This window comes from Microbacterium soli, from assembly GCF_039539005.1.
Taxonomy (GTDB): Bacteria; Actinomycetota; Actinomycetes; order Actinomycetales; family Microbacteriaceae; genus Microbacterium; species Microbacterium soli.
Window position 1 is genome coordinate 89,648 of record NZ_BAABCP010000001.1, and the last position, 17,340, is coordinate 106,987.

The 17,340-nt window shown below is 69.1% G+C and carries 19 protein-coding genes; 3 read left to right on the forward strand and 16 right to left on the reverse strand.

All coding sequences use genetic code 11. The annotated features are described in order from the left end of the window. The 16 genes from dapF to ABD770_RS00555 all read right to left on the reverse strand — a co-directional run bounded on the left by dapF (position 1) and on the right by ABD770_RS00555 (position 15,708). Positions 1–873: a diaminopimelate epimerase gene (gene dapF / locus ABD770_RS00480; protein ID WP_344817525.1), complete on the reverse strand. Its 873-nt coding sequence runs from the start codon at positions 871–873 to the stop codon at positions 1–3. Positions 874–883: 10 nt separating this feature from the next. After that, a complete protein-coding gene (locus ABD770_RS00485) occupies positions 884–1,414 on the reverse strand; it encodes a dihydrofolate reductase family protein (RefSeq protein ID WP_344817526.1) in 531 nt (176 codons plus the stop codon). Between the two features lie 40 nt (positions 1,415–1,454). Continuing rightward, positions 1,455–2,366, reverse strand: coding sequence for a tRNA (adenosine(37)-N6)-dimethylallyltransferase MiaA (gene miaA / locus ABD770_RS00490; protein ID WP_344817527.1), 912 nt, complete (start codon positions 2,364–2,366; stop codon positions 1,455–1,457). 118 nt (positions 2,367–2,484) lie between these two features. Further along, positions 2,485–4,035: a tRNA (N6-isopentenyl adenosine(37)-C2)-methylthiotransferase MiaB gene (gene miaB / locus ABD770_RS00495; RefSeq protein WP_344817528.1), complete on the reverse strand. Its 1,551-nt coding sequence runs from the start codon at positions 4,033–4,035 to the stop codon at positions 2,485–2,487. A gap of 65 nt (positions 4,036–4,100) precedes the next feature. Further along, a complete protein-coding gene (locus ABD770_RS00500; RefSeq protein ID WP_344817529.1) occupies positions 4,101–4,850 on the reverse strand; it encodes a regulatory protein RecX in 750 nt (249 codons plus the stop codon). Positions 4,851–4,883: 33 nt separating this feature from the next. Continuing rightward, positions 4,884–5,933 carry a recombinase RecA gene (gene recA, locus ABD770_RS00505; protein WP_344817530.1) on the reverse strand — a complete coding sequence of 350 codons (1,050 nt, stop codon included), beginning with the start codon at positions 5,931–5,933 and terminating at the stop codon, positions 4,884–4,886. A gap of 246 nt (positions 5,934–6,179) precedes the next feature. Further along, on the reverse strand, positions 6,180–6,401 hold the full coding sequence (locus ABD770_RS00510) for a DUF3046 domain-containing protein (protein WP_344817531.1): 222 nt from the start codon (positions 6,399–6,401) through the stop codon (positions 6,180–6,182). A gap of 16 nt (positions 6,402–6,417) precedes the next feature. After that, positions 6,418–6,726 (reverse strand): helix-turn-helix domain-containing protein, encoded by a 309-nt coding sequence (locus tag ABD770_RS00515; protein WP_344817532.1) that lies wholly within the window; start codon positions 6,724–6,726, stop codon positions 6,418–6,420. Between the two features lie 180 nt (positions 6,727–6,906). Continuing rightward, complete coding sequence (locus ABD770_RS00520) at positions 6,907–7,386, reverse strand: CinA family protein (protein WP_344817533.1); 480 nt, start codon at positions 7,384–7,386, stop codon at positions 6,907–6,909. Beyond that, positions 7,383–7,958 carry a CDP-diacylglycerol--glycerol-3-phosphate 3-phosphatidyltransferase gene (gene pgsA / locus ABD770_RS00525; RefSeq protein ID WP_344817534.1) on the reverse strand — a complete coding sequence of 192 codons (576 nt, stop codon included), beginning with the start codon at positions 7,956–7,958 and terminating at the stop codon, positions 7,383–7,385. Before pgsA ends, ABD770_RS00520 begins: the two co-directional genes overlap by 4 nt. Continuing rightward, complete coding sequence (locus ABD770_RS00530) at positions 7,958–10,678, reverse strand: DNA translocase FtsK (RefSeq protein WP_344817535.1); 2,721 nt, start codon at positions 10,676–10,678, stop codon at positions 7,958–7,960. Before ABD770_RS00530 ends, pgsA begins: the two co-directional genes overlap by 1 nt. A 121-nt stretch (positions 10,679–10,799) precedes the next feature. After that, positions 10,800–12,476: a ribonuclease J gene (locus ABD770_RS00535; protein WP_344817536.1), complete on the reverse strand. Its 1,677-nt coding sequence runs from the start codon at positions 12,474–12,476 to the stop codon at positions 10,800–10,802. Between the two features lie 87 nt (positions 12,477–12,563). Beyond that, positions 12,564–13,541 carry a 4-hydroxy-tetrahydrodipicolinate synthase gene (gene dapA / locus ABD770_RS00540; RefSeq protein WP_344817537.1) on the reverse strand — a complete coding sequence of 326 codons (978 nt, stop codon included), beginning with the start codon at positions 13,539–13,541 and terminating at the stop codon, positions 12,564–12,566. A gap of 105 nt (positions 13,542–13,646) precedes the next feature. After that, a complete protein-coding gene (locus ABD770_RS00545; RefSeq protein ID WP_344817538.1) occupies positions 13,647–14,408 on the reverse strand; it encodes an SDR family NAD(P)-dependent oxidoreductase in 762 nt (253 codons plus the stop codon). Continuing rightward, entirely contained in the window at positions 14,408–14,884 is a 477-nt protein-coding gene (locus ABD770_RS00550; RefSeq protein WP_344817539.1) for a dihydrofolate reductase, read from the reverse strand. Before ABD770_RS00550 ends, ABD770_RS00545 begins: the two co-directional genes overlap by 1 nt. After that, positions 14,881–15,708, reverse strand: a complete 828-nt coding sequence (locus ABD770_RS00555; RefSeq protein ID WP_344817540.1) for a thymidylate synthase — start codon at positions 15,706–15,708, stop codon at positions 14,881–14,883. Before ABD770_RS00555 ends, ABD770_RS00550 begins: the two co-directional genes overlap by 4 nt. A 94-nt stretch (positions 15,709–15,802) precedes the next feature. Here ABD770_RS00555 and ABD770_RS00560 point away from each other — a divergent pair, with 94 nt between their 5' ends. The 3 genes from ABD770_RS00560 to ABD770_RS00570 all read left to right on the forward strand — a co-directional run bounded on the left by ABD770_RS00560 (position 15,803) and on the right by ABD770_RS00570 (position 17,329). Further along, a complete protein-coding gene (locus ABD770_RS00560; protein ID WP_344817541.1) occupies positions 15,803–16,234 on the forward strand; it encodes a thioredoxin family protein in 432 nt (143 codons plus the stop codon). After that, positions 16,231–16,812, forward strand: coding sequence for a DUF4395 domain-containing protein (locus ABD770_RS00565; protein ID WP_344817542.1), 582 nt, complete (start codon positions 16,231–16,233; stop codon positions 16,810–16,812). The genes ABD770_RS00560 and ABD770_RS00565 overlap by 4 nt, the downstream gene beginning before the upstream one ends. A 91-nt stretch (positions 16,813–16,903) precedes the next feature. After that, a complete protein-coding gene (locus ABD770_RS00570) occupies positions 16,904–17,329 on the forward strand; it encodes an OsmC family peroxiredoxin (RefSeq protein WP_344817543.1) in 426 nt (141 codons plus the stop codon). Positions 17,330–17,340 lie beyond the last annotated feature (11 nt).

A 17,340-nucleotide genomic window follows, 5' to 3' on the forward strand; every position in this document is an offset into this window, starting at 1 on the left:
TCAGGCGAGGTCGATCTCGCCGCGATACACCAGCTGCGCAGGGCCCGACAGTGCGACGTGCTCCCCATCCTCGGCGGGGAACATCCGCACGCCCAGCGTGCCGCCCGGCACCTCGACGCGCCACTGATGCGGAGCGCGCTCACCGGCCCAGTACCGCACGGCGAGTGCCGATGCCACCGCACCGGTGCCGCAGCTGAGCGTCTCTCCCGACCCGCGTTCGTGAACCCGCATCCGCACCCGGCCGACGCCGTCGCGCACGAGCGGGTCGCCCGGCACGACGAACTCCACATTGGCTCCCTCCGCGGGAGCAGGATCCAGAAGCGGGGTGGGGTTCAGATCAAGACCGGCAAGCTCCTCCTCGGAGGCCAGTGCCACCACGACATGGGGATTCCCCACGTCGATCCCGAGCCCGGGACGTGCCACGTCGAGCCCCGCCGCCCGTGCCAGAGGTTCGCCGCCCGCGAGGCGCCAGCGTCCCAGATCCACCTGATAGCCCGTCTCGCCGCGCATCACGTCGCGGACGCCGACTCGGGTGCCGATCGGGAGGGTGGAGCCGGGCTCGAGCGTCGCCTGTCCCGAGCGCAGCAGGTAGTGCGCGAAGACGCGGATGCCGTTGCCGCACATTTCCGACACCGAGCCGTCGGCGTTGCGGTAATCCATGAACCACTCGGCGTCGGGGTCCTCGGCCAATGCGGCCGCGCCCTCGGCGATGGCACTCGACCGCACGACGCGCAGCACGCCGTCGGCGCCGACACCGAAGTTCCGGTCGCAGAGCGCCTGCACCTGGCTCGGTGTGAGTTCCAGTGCCCCATCGGGATCCTCGATGAGCACGAAGTCGTTGCCGGTGCCGTGCCCCTTGGTGAATGCGACCATGCGGACCAGTCTATTCAGCGCGCAGCACCCGGTACCGACCGCACAGGAAGTTCCGGTTGCGCGCCGCGTCGATCAGCTCGAGGTCGAGGGCGCGCGGGAGCACGGGTGCCCCTGAGCCGAGGGTGACCGGCGCGTACTGGATCCACACCTCGTCGATCAGCCCGGCATCCGCGAACCGGCCGACCAGCTCTCCCCCGCCGACGAGCCAGATGTCCTTGTCGCCGGCGGCCCCCACCATCTCGCCGTGCACCGCGCGGACATCCTCCTGCGTGAGCCGGATGTCGGCGCCGTCTGGTATGTCGAGCTCGCGATGCGTGAACACCCATGCCGGCAGCGTGTAGTCCCAGCCGCCCTCGTCGTGCCGCATGACCCATTCGTAGGTGTGCGCGCCCATCGCCATCGCACCGAGGCCTTCGCGGAACCCCGCATAGGCCATCGGACCGGCCTCGTCGATGTCCTGTCGCAGGAGCCAGTCCAGCGAATGGTCGGCGGTCGCGATGAATCCGTCCAGGCTGGAAGCGGTGTAGTAGTGCGTGGTCATCACTCCATCGTGACGAAGGCCACCGACATCGACGATCCCGTCAGCCGTCGACGAGCCCCACCGGAGCCACTGCGCCGGCCTCGAGCCATTCGATGTCCGGGTAGCGTTTGAACCACGACACCTGCCGGCGTGCGTACCGACGCGTAAGCGCCTGCGTCTCCGCGATGGCCTGCTGCTCCGTCACCCTGCCCGTCAGCTGAGCGAGCGCCTGCGCGTAGCCGATGGCCCGGGAGGCGGTCGCACCGCGCTCCAGTCCGGCATCGCGGAGGCCCGCCACCTCGTCGAGCATGCCTTGCGCCCACATCCTCTCGACACGGCGGTCCAGGCGCTCGACGAGGGTCTCGCGCTCCATGTGCATGCCCAGGATCCTGGTCTCCGGATGCCACAGCTCCGGCTTCTCGGGCAGTGCCGCGCCGTGCGTCGCTCCGCCCTGCTCGAGCACCTCCAGTGCCCGCACGATGCGACGGCCGTTCTTCGGGTCGATCCGCTCCGCCGTCGCGGGGTCCTGCTGCTGCAGCCGAGCGAGCATCGCTCCGGCGCCGAGCTCGTCGAGCTCGCGCTCCAGCCGCGCGCGCACCGCCGCGTCCCTGGGCGGGAAGCGGAAGTCGAAGATGACACTGGAGACGTAGAGTCCGGATCCGCCGACGAGGATGGCGTCGCCGCCGCGGGCATGGATGCCCCGGATCGCCTCCCGGGCCAGCGGCTGGTACCAGGCGACGGCGGCCTCCTCGGTCACGTCGCGGGCGTCGAGCAGGTGGTGCGGGATGCCGCGGCGTTCGGCGATGCTGAGCTTGGCCGTGCCGATGTCCATGCCGCGGTACAGCTGCATGGCATCCGCATTGACGATCTCGGCGCGGCTGCCGCGATCGCGCAGCGCCTCGGCCAACTGCAGTGCGAGTTCGCTCTTCCCCGTCCCCGTGGCACCGACGACCGCCCACACGCGCCCGGTCACGCAGCATCCTGTCCGGCAAACGGCACGACCCCGCGGATCGGCGCGTCATCGCATCCGATCGGCGACAGTTCTGCGGATTCGTGCAGAACCGCGAGCGAGGGCGACGCGAGGATGCCCGTCACACCCCGGCGCGCAGCGTGGGCAGCCCCAAGGACACCGTGCGCGGCGCGCCGGATCCCTCGGAGGCGGCGGGCACGCCGCAGCTGGCCGCCTGCGCGCGGTCCCAGGCGTCGCCGCCGCGCGTGCGCCGGATGCGCAGCGGTGCGCCGGTCGGATCGTCGGCCAGCAGATGGAACGGCGCACCGTGCGTGATCCTGACCGTCACCACATCGCCGGGACGGGGCAGCTCGGAGCCAGGAGTCACCTCGAAGTGCACCAGGCGGTTGTCCTGCGCGCGACCGGTGAGGCGGTGCGTCTCGGCATCCTTCTTGCCCTCGCCGACCGAGACGAGAACCTCGACCTCACGGCCGACCTGCTTCTGGTTCTCCTCCAGCGAGATGCGCTCCTGAAGGGCGATCAGACGGTCATAGCGCTCCTGGACGACCTCCTTGGGGACCTGGTCCGCCATGGTGGCCGCCGGAGTGCCCTCGCGGACGGAGTACTGGAAGGTGAACGCGCTGGCGAACCGGGCCTGCTCGACGACGCGCAGGGTGTCCTCGAAGTCCTCGTCGGTCTCACCGGGGAAGCCGACGATGATGTCGGTGGTGATCGCAGCATGCGGGATGCGCTCACGCACCCGCTCGAGGATCCCGAGAAAGCGTTCGCTGCGGTAGGACCGGCGCATGGCCTTGAGGATCCTGTCGCTCCCGGACTGCAGCGGCATGTGCAGCTGGGGCATGACGTTGGGCGTCTCCGCCATTGCGGCGATGACGTCGTCCGTGAACGCGGCCGGGTGCGGGCTGGTGAAGCGCACTCGCTCCAGCCCCTCGATCTCGCCCGCCGCGCGCAGCAGCTTGCCGAAGGCCTGCCGGTCGCCGAACTCGACGCCGTAGGAGTTCACGTTCTGTCCGAGCAGGGTGACCTCGATGGCCCCGTCGTCGACGAGGAGTCTGATCTCGCTGAGGATGTCTCCCGGACGGCGGTCCTTCTCCTTGCCGCGCAGGCTCGGGACGATGCAGAACGTACAGGTGTTGTTGCAGCCCACCGAGATCGACACCCACCCGCTGTATGCGGAGTCTCGCCTGGTGGGCAACGTGGACGGGAAGACCTCGAGCGCCTCGAGGATCTCCAGCGCAGCCTCGTTGTTGTGCCTGGCGCGCTCGAGCAGTCCCGGCAGGGAGCCCATGTTGTGCGTGCCGAACACGACATCCACCCATGGAGCCTTGTCGAGGACCGCCTGCTGATCCATCTGCGCGAGACAGCCGCCGACGGCGATCTGCATGCCCTCGTGCTTGTCCTTGCGGGACTTGAGGTGCCCGAGCGTGCCGTACAGCTTCCCTGCGGCGTTGTCGCGCACGGCGCAGGTGTTGAGGACGACGACGTCGGGGTCCTCCCCCTCGGGCACCGGCACATACCCCGCGCTCTCCAGCGATCCGGAGAGCCGCTCGGAGTCGTGCACGTTCATCTGACAGCCGAAGGTGCGGACCTCGTAGGAGCGCCGACGCCCGTCGGCATCGATCGCGGCCGGCGAGGGCGCGATGATCGTCGGTTCGGAGGAGAGAAGAGCCATGATCCAGCCATTCTACGATCTGTCGCGGGAATCGGCATCGAGCGCCGTGCGGAGAGCCACGAGGATCAGTCGGCCTCCACGAAGCGGACTCCGCTCCGCCCGCCCCCGCCTGCCTCCTCGAGCGCCGTGCGTGCGGCGCTCATCGCCACCGTACCCCCGTAACCGCGCCGCGCCAACTGCCCCAGCAGTCTGCGCAGTGCCGTCTCGGGCTCCAGTCGCGTCATCCCCGGGGCCTTCGAGCGCGCGTATTCCAGGGCCCGCTCGGCATCATCATCGGGAAGCTCGTCCAGCGCATCCGCGATGAGCTCGCGCGGGATGCCGCGTTGCGCCAGTGTCCGGGACAGGGCGACCCTCCCCTCTCCCCTGCGCTCCACACCCGATCTGACCAGAAGCTGCGCCAGCGTGCGGTCGTCGAGGTAACCACGATGCTGGAACTCGTCGATGATCTGCTCGATCGTCTCCCGGTCGGCGTCGGTGCGGCGCAGCACCGAGCGCGCCTCGGAGACGGAAAGCTGTCTGCCGCGAAGTCTGCGCACGAGCACCTCCTGCGCGCGCAGACGAATCTCCTCCATTCCCTCCCCCGCATCGTCGTCGTGCGGACCGTCCGCGACCGCGGAGTGCACTCCCGCGCGCGACCGTCCGTCCAGCAGGGCGGAGCTCCAGAGCCTGTCCTCGCCCGTCCGACGGGGGATTCCGCCCCCGGTGTCGGCTCGCGACCCGGCCCCCGACCCCGAACGGGGGCCGTCCTTCGGCGCGCGCCGCCCGCCGAAGATCGGGGTGATGGGTGCGAGAGGCTCCTCGTCGTCATGCTCCATGGCCGGCTCCGGTCTTCGACAGATGCCGACTCATCACGCCGGGCGACGCTCTGCCAGCTCGTCGGCCGGGGCCTCTTCCACGGCCTTCACTCCGATGCCGAGCTTCTGCTTGATCCTGGTCTCGATCTCGGCGGCGATGTCCTCGTTCTTGACGAGGAAGTTGCGCGCGTTCTCCTTGCCCTGACCGAGCTGGTCGCCGTCATAGGTGTACCAGGAGCCGGACTTCTTGACGATGCCGTGCTCGACGCCGAAATCGATCAGACTGCCCTCGCGGGAGATGCCCACGCCGTAGAGGATGTCGAACTCGGCCTGCTTGAACGGCGGCGCCATCTTGTTCTTGACGACCTTGACGCGCGTGCGGTTGCCGACGGCCTCCGCCCCGTCCTTCAGAGTCTCGATACGCCGGATGTCCAGACGCACCGAGGCATAGAACTTCAGGGCCTTTCCACCGGCCGTGGTCTCGGGCGAGCCGAAGAAGACGCCGATCTTCTCGCGCAGCTGGTTGATGAAGATGGCGGTGGTCTTCGTCTGGTTGAGGCCACCGGTCAGCTTGCGAAGCGCCTGCGACATCAGCCTCGCCTGCAGGCCGACGTGCGAGTCGCCCATCTCGCCCTTGATCTCGGCCTCCGGCACGAGGGCGGCGACGGAGTCGATGACGACGAGGTCGATCGCACCGGAGCGGATCAGCATGTCAGCGATCTCGAGCGCCTGCTCGCCGGTGTCGGGCTGGGAGACCAGCAGCTGGTCGATGTCGACGCCCAGCTTGCGGGCGTACTCCGGATCCAGCGCGTGCTCCGCGTCGATGAAGGCGGCGATGCCCCCCGCGCGTTGCGCGTTGGCGATGGCGTGCAGGGTGAGGGTGGTCTTCCCCGAGGACTCCGGACCGTAGATCTCGATGATGCGTCCGCGTGGAAGCCCGCCGATCCCGAGGGCGCTGTCCAGGGCGATGGACCCGGTCGGGATCACCTCGACAGGAGCGCGCTCGTCGCTTCCCAGCCGCATGATGGACCCCTTGCCGAACTGGCGCTCGATGTGCGCGAGCGCGGAGTCCAGTGCCTTCTCGCGGTCGTCTGTGGATGGCATGATGTGCTCCTTGATGTCTCGAAAACTGCCGCCTGTAGGCTGTCGCGGCTTCTCCCGGCCGGATCGGCTCTGCGACAAGGCGCATGGCTTGTGCCACGTCCATCACGCTAGAGGCGGCCTCCGACATCGCGTCGGGGAATCCGCGTTCTGTGGAGGGAAATCGCACGAGAACCACTTGTGCAGAACGATACGCGCACATCGAACACATCTTCGACGACACGCCGAACGGCGCATCCCGAGATTCGATTAGCGTCTGCGCGGCTCCAACCGTCCCACCCCGTAGCGGCGCTGTGCGGGGACATCCGTCTCTTCGCACAGCGCCATCCAGATGTCTCGGGGCGGCACCCCGGCATCCAGCGCCTCCTGCGCCGACATCCCGATCCCGCCGAGGATCAGATCGTGGGTGAGGGTCTCGCCACGGCTGCCGAACTCGTCGCTGACGGCGCGCAGGAACTCGCTGCGTCTCATCCGGAACCGAGACCGTTCAGCGCAGGGAAAACTCGGGCTCGACGGACGCCACCAGCTCGTCCGGAACGACGTCGGGGAATCCGCTCAGCCCCTCGAGCACGGAGATGCGGTCTCCGACCTCGCGCATGATCGTCGAGATGGGGACGTCGAGCGCATCGGCGACCGATGCGAGGATCTCGCTGGAGGCCTCCTTCTGACCTCGCTCGACCTCGCTCAGATACCCGAGGGCCACGGATGCCTTGCTCGCCACCTGGCGGAGGGTGCGCCCCTTCTGCAGGCGGAAGTCCCGCAGCACATCGCCGATCTCCTGTCTGACAAGGATCATCGGAACCTCCTCTCCACGTCTCCACTCCGATCGCGTTCCGAGTGGATCGCCAGTCTAGCCTGATCGGATGATGCCGAATCTACTGTGTCTCGCTGTGCTTCAGTTGTGAAGGATCTGCCTGGAATCATCATGCCGTGTCGCTGCTTGAGCACGTTCATGACAACCGACGCCCGGCATCGGCTATTCCCCGGCGGCCTGCAGGGCCAGCGCGATGGCGGCCTCCACGGCCCGGCACCGGATCTCGGCACGGGATCCCGTGAACACGTGCGCCGCCGCGCGGACGCCGCCCGGCGTCGCCACGCCGACGTGCACGGTGCCCACGGGCTGACCGTCGGGCGACTCCGGGCCGGCGATGCCCGTCGTGGCGATGCCGATATCGGCCGCCCGCCCGTCCACAGCCACCGCGCGCCGCACGCCGTCCGCCATCTGACGGGCGACCTCCGGGTGCACGGGTCCGTGTGCTGCCAGCAGCGCCGCGTCCACGCCGAGGAGCGTGCGCTTGAGCTGCGTCGCGTAAGCGACGACACCGCCCAGGAGCACGACGGACGCACCGGGCACCGACACGATCTCGGAGGTCACCGCTCCCCCGGTCAGCGACTCCGCCACACCGAGGGTCCAGCCGCGTTCTCGGAGGACTGCGACCAGTCCCGATGCCGTCATGCCGCACCCCGGGATCCGCGCACCTGCGCGAGCACGTAGTCGATGCCGCTGAGCACCGTGAGCACGAGCGCGAGGATCATGAGCACGAGCGTGACGGCCGTCCACACCGGCATCCCGATCCACACCTGCAGCGGCAGCAGGGCCCAGCCCAGCGCGACACCCTGCACGACAGTCTTGATCTTCCCCATCCACGCGGCCGCCACGACGTGCTCGTGCATCACCGTGAGGCGGTGCACGGTGATGCCCCACTCCCGGACGAGGATGATGATGACGATCCACCACGGCACTTCGCCGAGGACGGCCAGCCCCAGGAAGCCCGCCCCGGTCAGGAGCTTGTCCGCGATCGGATCCCAGAGCCTGCCGAAGTCGCTGACGACGTCGTGACGGCGGGCGAGGTATCCGTCGACCCAGTCGGTGGATATCGCCAGGATGAACAGCCCGCCGGCGACCCAGCGCATGACGAGATCGTCCGCGCCGGCCGCGCCGGCCAGCAGCAGGAGGACGAAGAAGACCACCGCGAGCGGGATGCGCGCGACCGTGATCGCGTTGGGCAGCTGCCTCGGAATCGCCATCAGTCGCGCCCCGTCAGGCCCCAGGCGTCCTCATCGCCGTCGTCTTCGCTCTCGACGACGGGAAGACCCTGGAACTGGTCATCGACGGGATCGGGAAGGCGCCTGTCCTGCCCGGCCGACGGCGCCTGCGTCGCTGCCGGAGCGGGCGCGTCCTCACCGCGCAGCTTCGCCAGCACGGCGGGGAGCTGCTCGCTCGTGACCAGCACATCGCGGGCCTTCGATCCCTCGGAGGGGCCCACGATCCCGCGCGACTCCAGCAGATCCATGAGCCGCCCCGCCTTCGCGAAACCGACGCGCAGCTTGCGCTGCAGCATGGACGTCGATCCGAACTGCGAGGAGACGATGAGCTCCGCGGCCGCCAGCAGCACCTCGAGGTCGTCCCCGATGTCCTCGTCGACGTGCTTCCTGCTGCCCTCCGCCGCCTCCTGCACGTCCGCGCGGTACTCGGGGCGCGCCTGATGGGTGACGTGCTTGACGACTGCGGCGATCTCGCTCTCATCGACCCAGGCCCCCTGCAGTCGGAAGGGCTTGGAGGACCCCATCGGCGAGAACAGGGCGTCACCCTGACCGATCAGCTTGTCGGCGCCGGGGGCGTCGAGGATGACACGGCTGTCGGTGACGCTCGTGACGGCGAAGGCCAGCCGTGAGGGCACATTGGCCTTGATGAGCCCTGTCACGACATCGACGCTGGGGCGCTGCGTGGCCAGCACCAGGTGGATCCCCGACGCGCGCGCCAGCTGGGTGATGCGCACGATGGAGTCCTCGACGTCGCGCGGGGCGACCATCATCAGGTCGGCGAGCTCGTCGACGACCACCAGCAGGTACGGGTACGGCTTCAGCACCCGCTCGCTGCCCACCGGCGGCTCGATCTCGCCGTTTCGCACGGCGCGGTTGAAGTCGTCGATGTGGCGGTAGCCGAACGACGCCAGGTCGTCGTACCGCATGTCCATCTCCTTCACGACCCACTGCAGCGCCTCGGCGGCCTTCTTCGGGTTCGTGATGATGGGTGTGATCAGGTGCGGAACTCCCGCATAGTTGGTGAGCTCGACCCGCTTGGGGTCGATGAGGACCATGCGCACGTCAGCCGGCCGTGCGCGCATGAGCAGGCTCGTGATCATCGAGTTCACGAAGCTCGACTTGCCGGACCCGGTGGACCCCGCCACCAGCAGATGCGGCATCTTGGCGAGGTTCGCGACGACGATCTTCCCGCCCACGTCCTTGCCGACGCCGATGGTCAGCGGATGCGTGCTCTTCTGCGCCGCGGGGGAACGGAGCACGTCGCCCAGCGCCACGGTCTCCTTGTCGACGTTGGGGATCTCGATGCCGATCGCGCTCTTCCCGGGGATCGGCGAGAGGATGCGGACGTCGTTGGAGGCCACGGCGTAGGCGAAGTTGTTGCTCAGCTGAAGGATCTTCTCGACTTTGACGCCCCGTCCGACCTCGATCTCGTACTGGGTGACCGTCGGTCCGCGCGAGAAGCCGGTGACCCTGGCATCCACCTTGAACTGCTCGAGCACGCTCGTGATCTGCGCGATCGTGTGATCCGTCGCCTCCGACCTGGTCACCGGCGGCGGACCGGCCTTGAGGAGCGTCGGCGCGGGCAGCACGTAGGGCGCCGCAGGCGGCTGCGGTCCGTCGGATCCGGGCCCTGCGGTGCCGAAGCCGTCCAGCCCGGGAAGCTCCCCCGTGGAGCCCGCGTCGTCCAGCAGCGCGGTGGTGTTCTGCTCGTCGAGCATCCCCGTCAGCGCACTGATGTCGGTGAGGACCTCGGTCGCGGCGTCCTGAGGCGCCGCATCGACGATGACGGCCTGCTCGTAGGCGGCCTTGGTGCCGGGCTCGTCGAGGAGGGCCGTGGGAGCCTCCGACGCGTCTCCCCCGTCGGGGTCCTCCTCGCGACCGGTCCTGTTGCGCCGCCACCACGGCAGCGACTCGGCGTCGACCGGAGTCTCATCGACCGGCGTGGTTCGCAGTGGGCGCTCGGCGCCGAACATCCAGGCGTACAGGTCGCCCAGCCGCTGTCCGATGCGATGGGGGGGAGTCTTCGTGAGGACCAGGACACTCAGCAGCGTCAGCAGACCCAGCACGATGTAGGCGACCGCCGAGGTGAGATGCGCGAGGGGCTCCCCCAGCATCCAGCCGAACAGACCGCCCGCCGCACTCAGCTCGGGCATCCCGTCCCTGGGCTGCGGACGTACGAGCCCGCCGAGCGCGTCGACCTTCGCCGCGGCCACATGGCAGATGCCCGCGAGCGCCAGCACGAAGAATCCGAAGCCGATCCCGATCCGCCCGTTGTCGTTGACGGAGGACGGATGCCGGAACAGCCAGCCCGCCAGCAGCAGGAGCAGAACCGGGAGGATGAACGCCACCCGTCCGACCAGCAGACCCCACGTGTACGCGCTGACGGTCTGTGCGACGGGCTCGCCGATGAAGAACCACTCCACGACAGCACCCGCGCCCGCCAGCAGCACCAGCAGCAGCGGGAACCCGTCGCGACGCTGCTCCTTCTCCAGGGACTCCGGTCCGAACGCACGGAACAGACCTCCCACGCCATGGGCGATGCCGAGCCACATGCGCGCGGCGACGGGCGGGCGGTCCGCCTCTCCGACGTACCGCTTCGGGGATGGGGCCGCCTTGGCGCCGGAGCGCGAAGTCGTCTGCCGCTTGGATCGCGACGGGGACGTCGCGGACGCGCGCTCGGACTTCGCAGTGCTCCTGACCATGCTTCCACGCTACGGCCAGAGACCGACATCCCCTCGCAGTGACGCGGGTTTCCGCGGTAATACGAGGAGTGCGCGGCGCGTCTGGCCGCACCGTGCGCCGTCCCGCGGCGGCGCCCTTCGGCTACGCCTCGATGACGAGCGGGACGATCATCGGACGGCGCCGCAGCTTCTGGTTGATCCAGCGTCCGATCGTCCGTCGCACGATCTGCGAGAGGGCGTGGTTGTCACGCACGCCGTTGCCCGCGGCCTCCTTGAGCGCGGCGACGATCTTCGGCGCGACGTCGTCGAAGACCCGATCCTCCTCCGCGACGCCGCGGGCGTGGATCTCCGGTCCGGAGATGATGCGGCCGGTCGTGGAGTCGACGACGACGATGATCGAGACGAAGCCCTCCTCGCCGAGGATGCGGCGGTCCTTCAGATCGGCATCCGTGATCCCACCGACCGTCGAGCCGTCCACGTAGACGAAGCCGATGTCCAGCTGGCCGGCGACCCTCGCCACGCCGTCGCGCAGATCCACGACCGTGCCGTTGGAGCCCGCGATGGTGCGATCCTCGGGAACACCGGTGTCCTGCGCGAGCTTGGCGTTCGCGATCAGGTGCCGGTGTTCGCCGTGCACGGGGAGCACGTTGCGGGGCTTCAGGATGTTGTAGCAGTACAGCAGCTCGCCGGCGGCCGCGTGCCCGGAGACGTGCACCTTTGCGTTGGCCTTGTGCACGACATGCGCGCCGAGCTTGGTCAGCCCGTCGATGACGCGGTACACGGCGTTCTCGTTGCCCGGGATCAGGCTGGAGGCCAGGATGACGGTGTCACCGGGGCCGGGTTCGATGGCGTGATCGAGGTTGGCCATCCTGCTGAGCACGGCCATCGGCTCGCCCTGCGACCCGGTGGACATGTACACGATCCGGTCGTCGGGCAGGTCCCGGGCCTTCTTGTAGTCGATGAGCACGCCGTCGGGCACCTTCAGGTAGCCCAGTTGCTCGGCGATGGTCATGTTGCGCACCATGCTGCGCCCGAGGAAAGCCACGCGGCGGCCGTGGAGGTGAGCGGCGTCGATCACCTGCTGCACGCGGTGCACGTGGCTGGAGAAGCTCGCGACGATGACCCGACGCGGGGCCTTGCCGATGACCTGGTCCAGCACGGGTCCGATCGAGCGCTCCGTGGGAGTGAAGCCGGGTACGTCGGCGTTCGTCGAGTCGACGAGGAACAGGTCGACGCCCTCATCGCCCAGTCGTGCGAAGGCGCGCAGATCCGTGATGCGGCCGTCCAGCGGCAGCTGATCCATCTTGAAGTCACCGGTCGCGAGGACGAGCCCCGCGGGCGTGCGGATCGCGACGGCGAGGGCGTCCGGGATGGAGTGGTTGACGGCGATGAACTCGAGATCGAAGGGGCCGACCTTCTCCCTCTGCCCTTCCTTCACGGTGAGGGTGAAGGGCTTGATGCGGTGCTCCTTGAGCTTCGCCTCGACGAGCGCGAGTGTGAGCCCCGACCCGATCAGCGGGATGTCCTGCTTCAGACGCAACAGGTACGGGACGGCGCCGATGTGATCCTCGTGGCCGTGCGTGAGCACGACCCCGACGACGTCATCGAGACGATCCCTGATGGGTTCGAAGTCCGGGAGGATCAGATCGACTCCGGGCTGGTGCTCCTCCGGGAAGAGCACGCCGCAGTCGACGATGAGGATCTTGCCGTCGAACTCGTAGGTGGTCATGTTGCGACCCACCTCACCGAGACCGCCGAGCGGGGTGACGCGGAGCGTTCCCAGCGCAAGCGGTTCGGGAGCGGCGATGGGGGTGGACATTCACGTCTCCTTGTCGGGCGCCGCGGCGCCCGTTCGTTGCGATTCAGCGCGTGTGCGCACCGATCGGTCTCGTGCTGCGGCGCACGCTCATCGCGTGGTGCCGTGCACCTTCGGCAGTGCACCGCCTGCGGCCGCGTTGCGGTCGGGGCGGAAATTCGAGAAGTCGGCCCCGGGCACATCGTGGACCAGCGCGAGCTCGTCCTCGATGATCGCGGCCTCCCACTCCTCCGGCCCGACCAGCGGAAGTCGCACACGCGGACTGTCGATGCGGCCCAGTCCGTGCAGGATGTACTTGGTCGAGACGGTTCCCGGAACGTGGGTCATGACGGCGCGCACGAGCGGCTCGAGTCGCTTGTGCTCGGCGGTGGCCGCCTTCAGGTCGCCGCGATTGACGGCGTCGATCATGGTGCGGTACGGCGCCGAGGTGATGTTGGCCGTCACACCGACGAGTCCCGTCGCCCCGATGGACAGGTGCGGCAGAACGTTTGTGTCGTCGCCCGAGAAGTACATCAGGTCGGTCTGGTTGAGCACCCGGCTCACCTCGGAGAAGTCGCCCTTGGCGTCCTTGACGGCGAGGATGTTGGGATGCTTGGCCAGTCGCAGGATCGTCTCGTACTTGATGGGCACACCGGTGCGGCCCGGGATGTCGTAGAGGATGACGGGAAGATCCGTGGCGTCGGCGACGAGACGGAAGTGGGTCAGGATGCCCGCCTGCGTGGGCTTGTTGTAGTACGGCGTGACGATCATGATGCCGTCCGCGCCGGCCTTCTCACTGGCCTTGTACAGCTCGATGGCGTGCGCGGTCTCGTTCGACCCGCCACCGGTGATGATCTTCGCCCTCCCGGCCGAGACGTCCTTGCCGACCTCCACCAGACGCAGCTTCTCATCGTCGGTGAGGGTGGAGGTCTCGCCGGTGGTGCCGGTGACGACGATCCCGTCGGCTCCGCCGCTGATGACATGATCCATGTGCTTCTCGACAGCCGGCCAGTCCACTTCACCGTCGGCGGTCATCGGGGTGACCAGCGCGACGAGGACCTGTCCGAACGGATTGTCGATGTGCGTCATGCACTCAGAGTATCGCGTCGGATGCCCGTTCACCTGTTCGAGACGAAGCCGGCCTCGGCTCGGCGCGAGCGCCGACCGTATCCCTTCCGCACCGGCAGGACGCGCTCAGACGCGCCCGCGCCGCGCCACGCCCGCTGTGATCCTGCTCGGCAGCACGCGCGTCAGTGCGACGATGATCTTGTACCGCACGGACGGGATCGACAGCGCCCGCCCCTTCGCGGCATCCCGCAGCGCCTCGCCGACGACGAGCGGCGCGTCGAGCCACATCGGCGCCGGTACGCCCTCGCGTCCCGGTGCCAGTCCCATCCGCTCGTGGAACGTGGTGTGCGTGAAGCCCGGGCAGACGGCCGTGACCGTGATGCCGTCACGACCGTACTCCGCGTTCGCCCAGCGGCTGAATCCGATCAGCCAGCCCTTGCAGGCCGAGTACGTCGACCGCGAGATGAACCCGGCCACGGATGCCACGTTGATGATCCGCCCGCCGCGGCCGCGCATGGCCCGGATCGCCGCGTGCATGAGCCGCATGGACGCTTCGACGTGCACCCGCAGATGGCGCACCTCGTCGTCGATGTCGTTGTCGGCGAAGTGCAGCGGCAGACCGAAGCCCGCGTTGTTGATCAGCAGGTCGATCGGCTTCCCGGCTTCCGCGATGCGTTCCGCGACTCGCACCGCATCCGTCTCCCGGGAGAGGTCGGCGACGAGAATCTCCGCGTCGACGCCCTGCTCGTCGCGCAGCTCGGCCGCGAGCGTCCGCAGTGCGGCGGCGCCGCGCGCGACGAGCACGAGATCCGCGCCCTCCGCCGCCAGTCGGCGGGCGAATTCCGCGCCGAGGCCGGCGCTGGCACCCGTGATCAGTGCCGTGGGCATCAGCGCTCGTATCCCAGGAAGCGGTAGCGGATGCCGGTGCGCGACGTCTGCCACGGTCCCTCGGAGGCCAGGCGCCAGCCTTCGCGTGACGGGGCGAAGGCGTCGCCGGCGACGGCCAGGTCGAGCTCGGTGACCTCCAGGCGGTCGGCGCGGTCGATCACCTGTCGGAACACGTCGGAGCCGCCGATGAACCACATCCGATCGAGCCCGTGCGCGGCCTCGTCGGGATCTGCTGCGCGCCGTGCTCCCTCCGCCGTCCAGGCCGCCCGCCGGGTGATGACGATGTTCTCCCGGCCCGGCAGCGGACGGAACCGCTCCGGCAGCGACTCCCAGGTCCGCCGCCCCATGATCACCGGAGACCCGTACGTGACCTCCTTGAAGTGCGCGAGATCCTCCGGGACGTGCCAGGGCATCACCCCGTCGGCCCCGATCACTCCGCCTTCGGCCTCGGCCCAGATCAGGCCGATCCGGCTCACACCGCCACCGCCGCACGGATCGCGGGGTGGTGCTGGTAGCCGACGACCTCGAAGTCCTCGTAGCGGTAGTCGAAAACCGAGTCCGGCACGCGGGTGATCCGCAGCTCCGGGTACGGGAAGGGCTCCCGGCTCAGCTGCTCGCGCACCTGATCGACGTGATTGTCGTAGATGTGGCAGTCGCCGCCGGTCCACACGAAGTCGCCGGGCTCCAGGCCGGTCTGCTGTGCCACCATCAGGGTGAGCAGCGCGTACGAGGCGATGTTGAACGGCACGCCCAGGAACATGTCCGCACTGCGCTGGTACAGCTGGCAGGACAGTCTCCCGCCCGCGACGTAGAACTGGAACAGCGCATGACACGGTGCCAGTGCCATGTCGGGGATATCGGCGGGGTTCCAGGCCGAGACGATGAGCCTGCGGGAGTCGGGTGTCGCCCTGATCTGCTCGATGACCTGGGCGAGCTGGTCGATGCTCCCCCCGCCGGGCGCCGGCCAGGAGCGCCACTGCACGCCGTACACGGGGCCGAGGTCACCGGAGGCATCCGCCCATTCGTCCCAGATGGTGACGCCGTGCTCCTGCAGCCAGCGCACGTTGGAATCGCCGCGCAGGAACCACAGCAGCTCGTACGCGATGGACTTGAAGTGCACGCGCTTGGTGGTGATGAGGGGGAACCCCCGGGAAAGGTCGAAGCGCAGCTGCCGGCCGAACACGCTGGTCGTCCCCGTCCCGGTGCGATCGTCCTTGTGCGTGCCATGCTCGAGCACGTCGCGGAGCAGGTCCTCATAGGGCGTGGAGACCTCATGGGGCGTGGAGGGTTCGGCGCTCATGAGGGCAAGGATACCGGCGGCACCGCGCGACGGCGCCGCCCACGTTCCGTCACATCGGGCCGGAGGTGATGCCCGTCGGCGTATCCTGTCGATCATGCCCCTGACATCCGCACTGCTCGTCGTCATGGCGCTGTCGGTGCTCGCGGTGGTGCTCGGCGTGATCTGGCGCGCGCGCGATGGCCGTCGTCGCAGCGGCGTCGACACGCCGTCCGCCGACCTCGCGGAGTTGGGCGCGACCGCCGGGCGTGTCGCTCTCGTCCAGTTCAGCACCGACACCTGCGCTCGTTGCCCCCAGGTGCGACGGATGCTGCAGGGCATCGCGGCGGACCATCCCGGCGTCGACCACGTCGACGTCGATCTCACCCACCGACCGGATCTCGCCCGGCGGCACCGGGTGCTGAGCACCCCGACGGTCTTCCTCGTCGACTCCCGCACCACGGTCGCGGCCCGTTTCGTGGGAGCGCCGCGGCGCGCCGACGTCGAGGCCGCGCTGACCGAGCTGTCCGTACTCCAGGAGGCGTCATGACCCCGTCTGCTCACGCCGGCGGCATCGATCCGCGCGGCCCGCGCTTCTCCGCGTCGATCACCGCTGTGCTGCTCCTGGTGGCCACCTTCCTCGGGCTCACCGGCCTGGCCGCGCAGAGCGGCACGGCATCCTTCGGCTGGTTCGCGTATCAGCCGCTGGCGGGCTCGACCTTCGCCTCCGAGTGGGCCATCCGGTCGGCCTCCCCCGGTCAGCGGGTGCTGGACCCCGCCTTCCTGCTGACGCTGCTCATCGCCGCGCTGTTCCTGTGGGGCGTCCTCTCGCCGAAGACCTCGCCCTGGAGTGTGCTCTTCCGTCGCACCGTGCTCCCTCGACTGGCTCCGCCCGCCGATCTCGAGGATCCGCGCCCGCCGCGTTTCGCGCAGGGCGTCGGCCTTTTCGTCGTGGCCGTGGGCCTCGTGCTGCATCTGATCGGCGTGCCGCTGGCCCTGCCGATCGCGACGGCGGCAGCTTTCATCGCCGCCTTCCTCAACGCGGCCTTCGGCTTCTGTCTGGGCTGCCGGCTGTATCTGCTGCTCCAGCGGGCGGGCCTGGTCGGCCGCAGCGCCCCCGCCGTGTGAGCCGAAGGTACCGCAGTCGCACCAGGGCTGGGTAGGCTTGCGGGAGGGAGCGAACCCGCTCCGCATGCGACATGCGATCTGTGGAGGACACATGGCCATCACCAGCGAAGCCGCCGCGACCTGGACGGGCTCCCTCGTCGAGGGGACCGGCACTGTCGCGTTCTCGAGTTCGAATCTGGGTACGTTCCCCTTGGACTGGAAGGCCCGCAGCGAAGGCTCACAGACCACGACGACGCCCGAGGAGCTCATCGCCGCCGCGCACGCCTCGTGCTTCAGCATGGCGCTCTCGCACGCCCTGTCGGAGAACGGCACGCCCCCGGAGCGCGTGAACACGTCGGCGTCGGTCACCTTCAAGCCCGGAACCGGGATCACGGGCAGTCACCTCAACGTCAACGCGACCGTGCCCGGTCTCAGCCCCGAGCGGTTCCAGGAGCTGGCCGAGGAGGCGAAGGTCGGCTGCCCCGTCTCGCAGGCACTCGCGGGGATCGAGATCACTCTCGAGGCGAGCCTGGCCTGACGCCCTTCCAC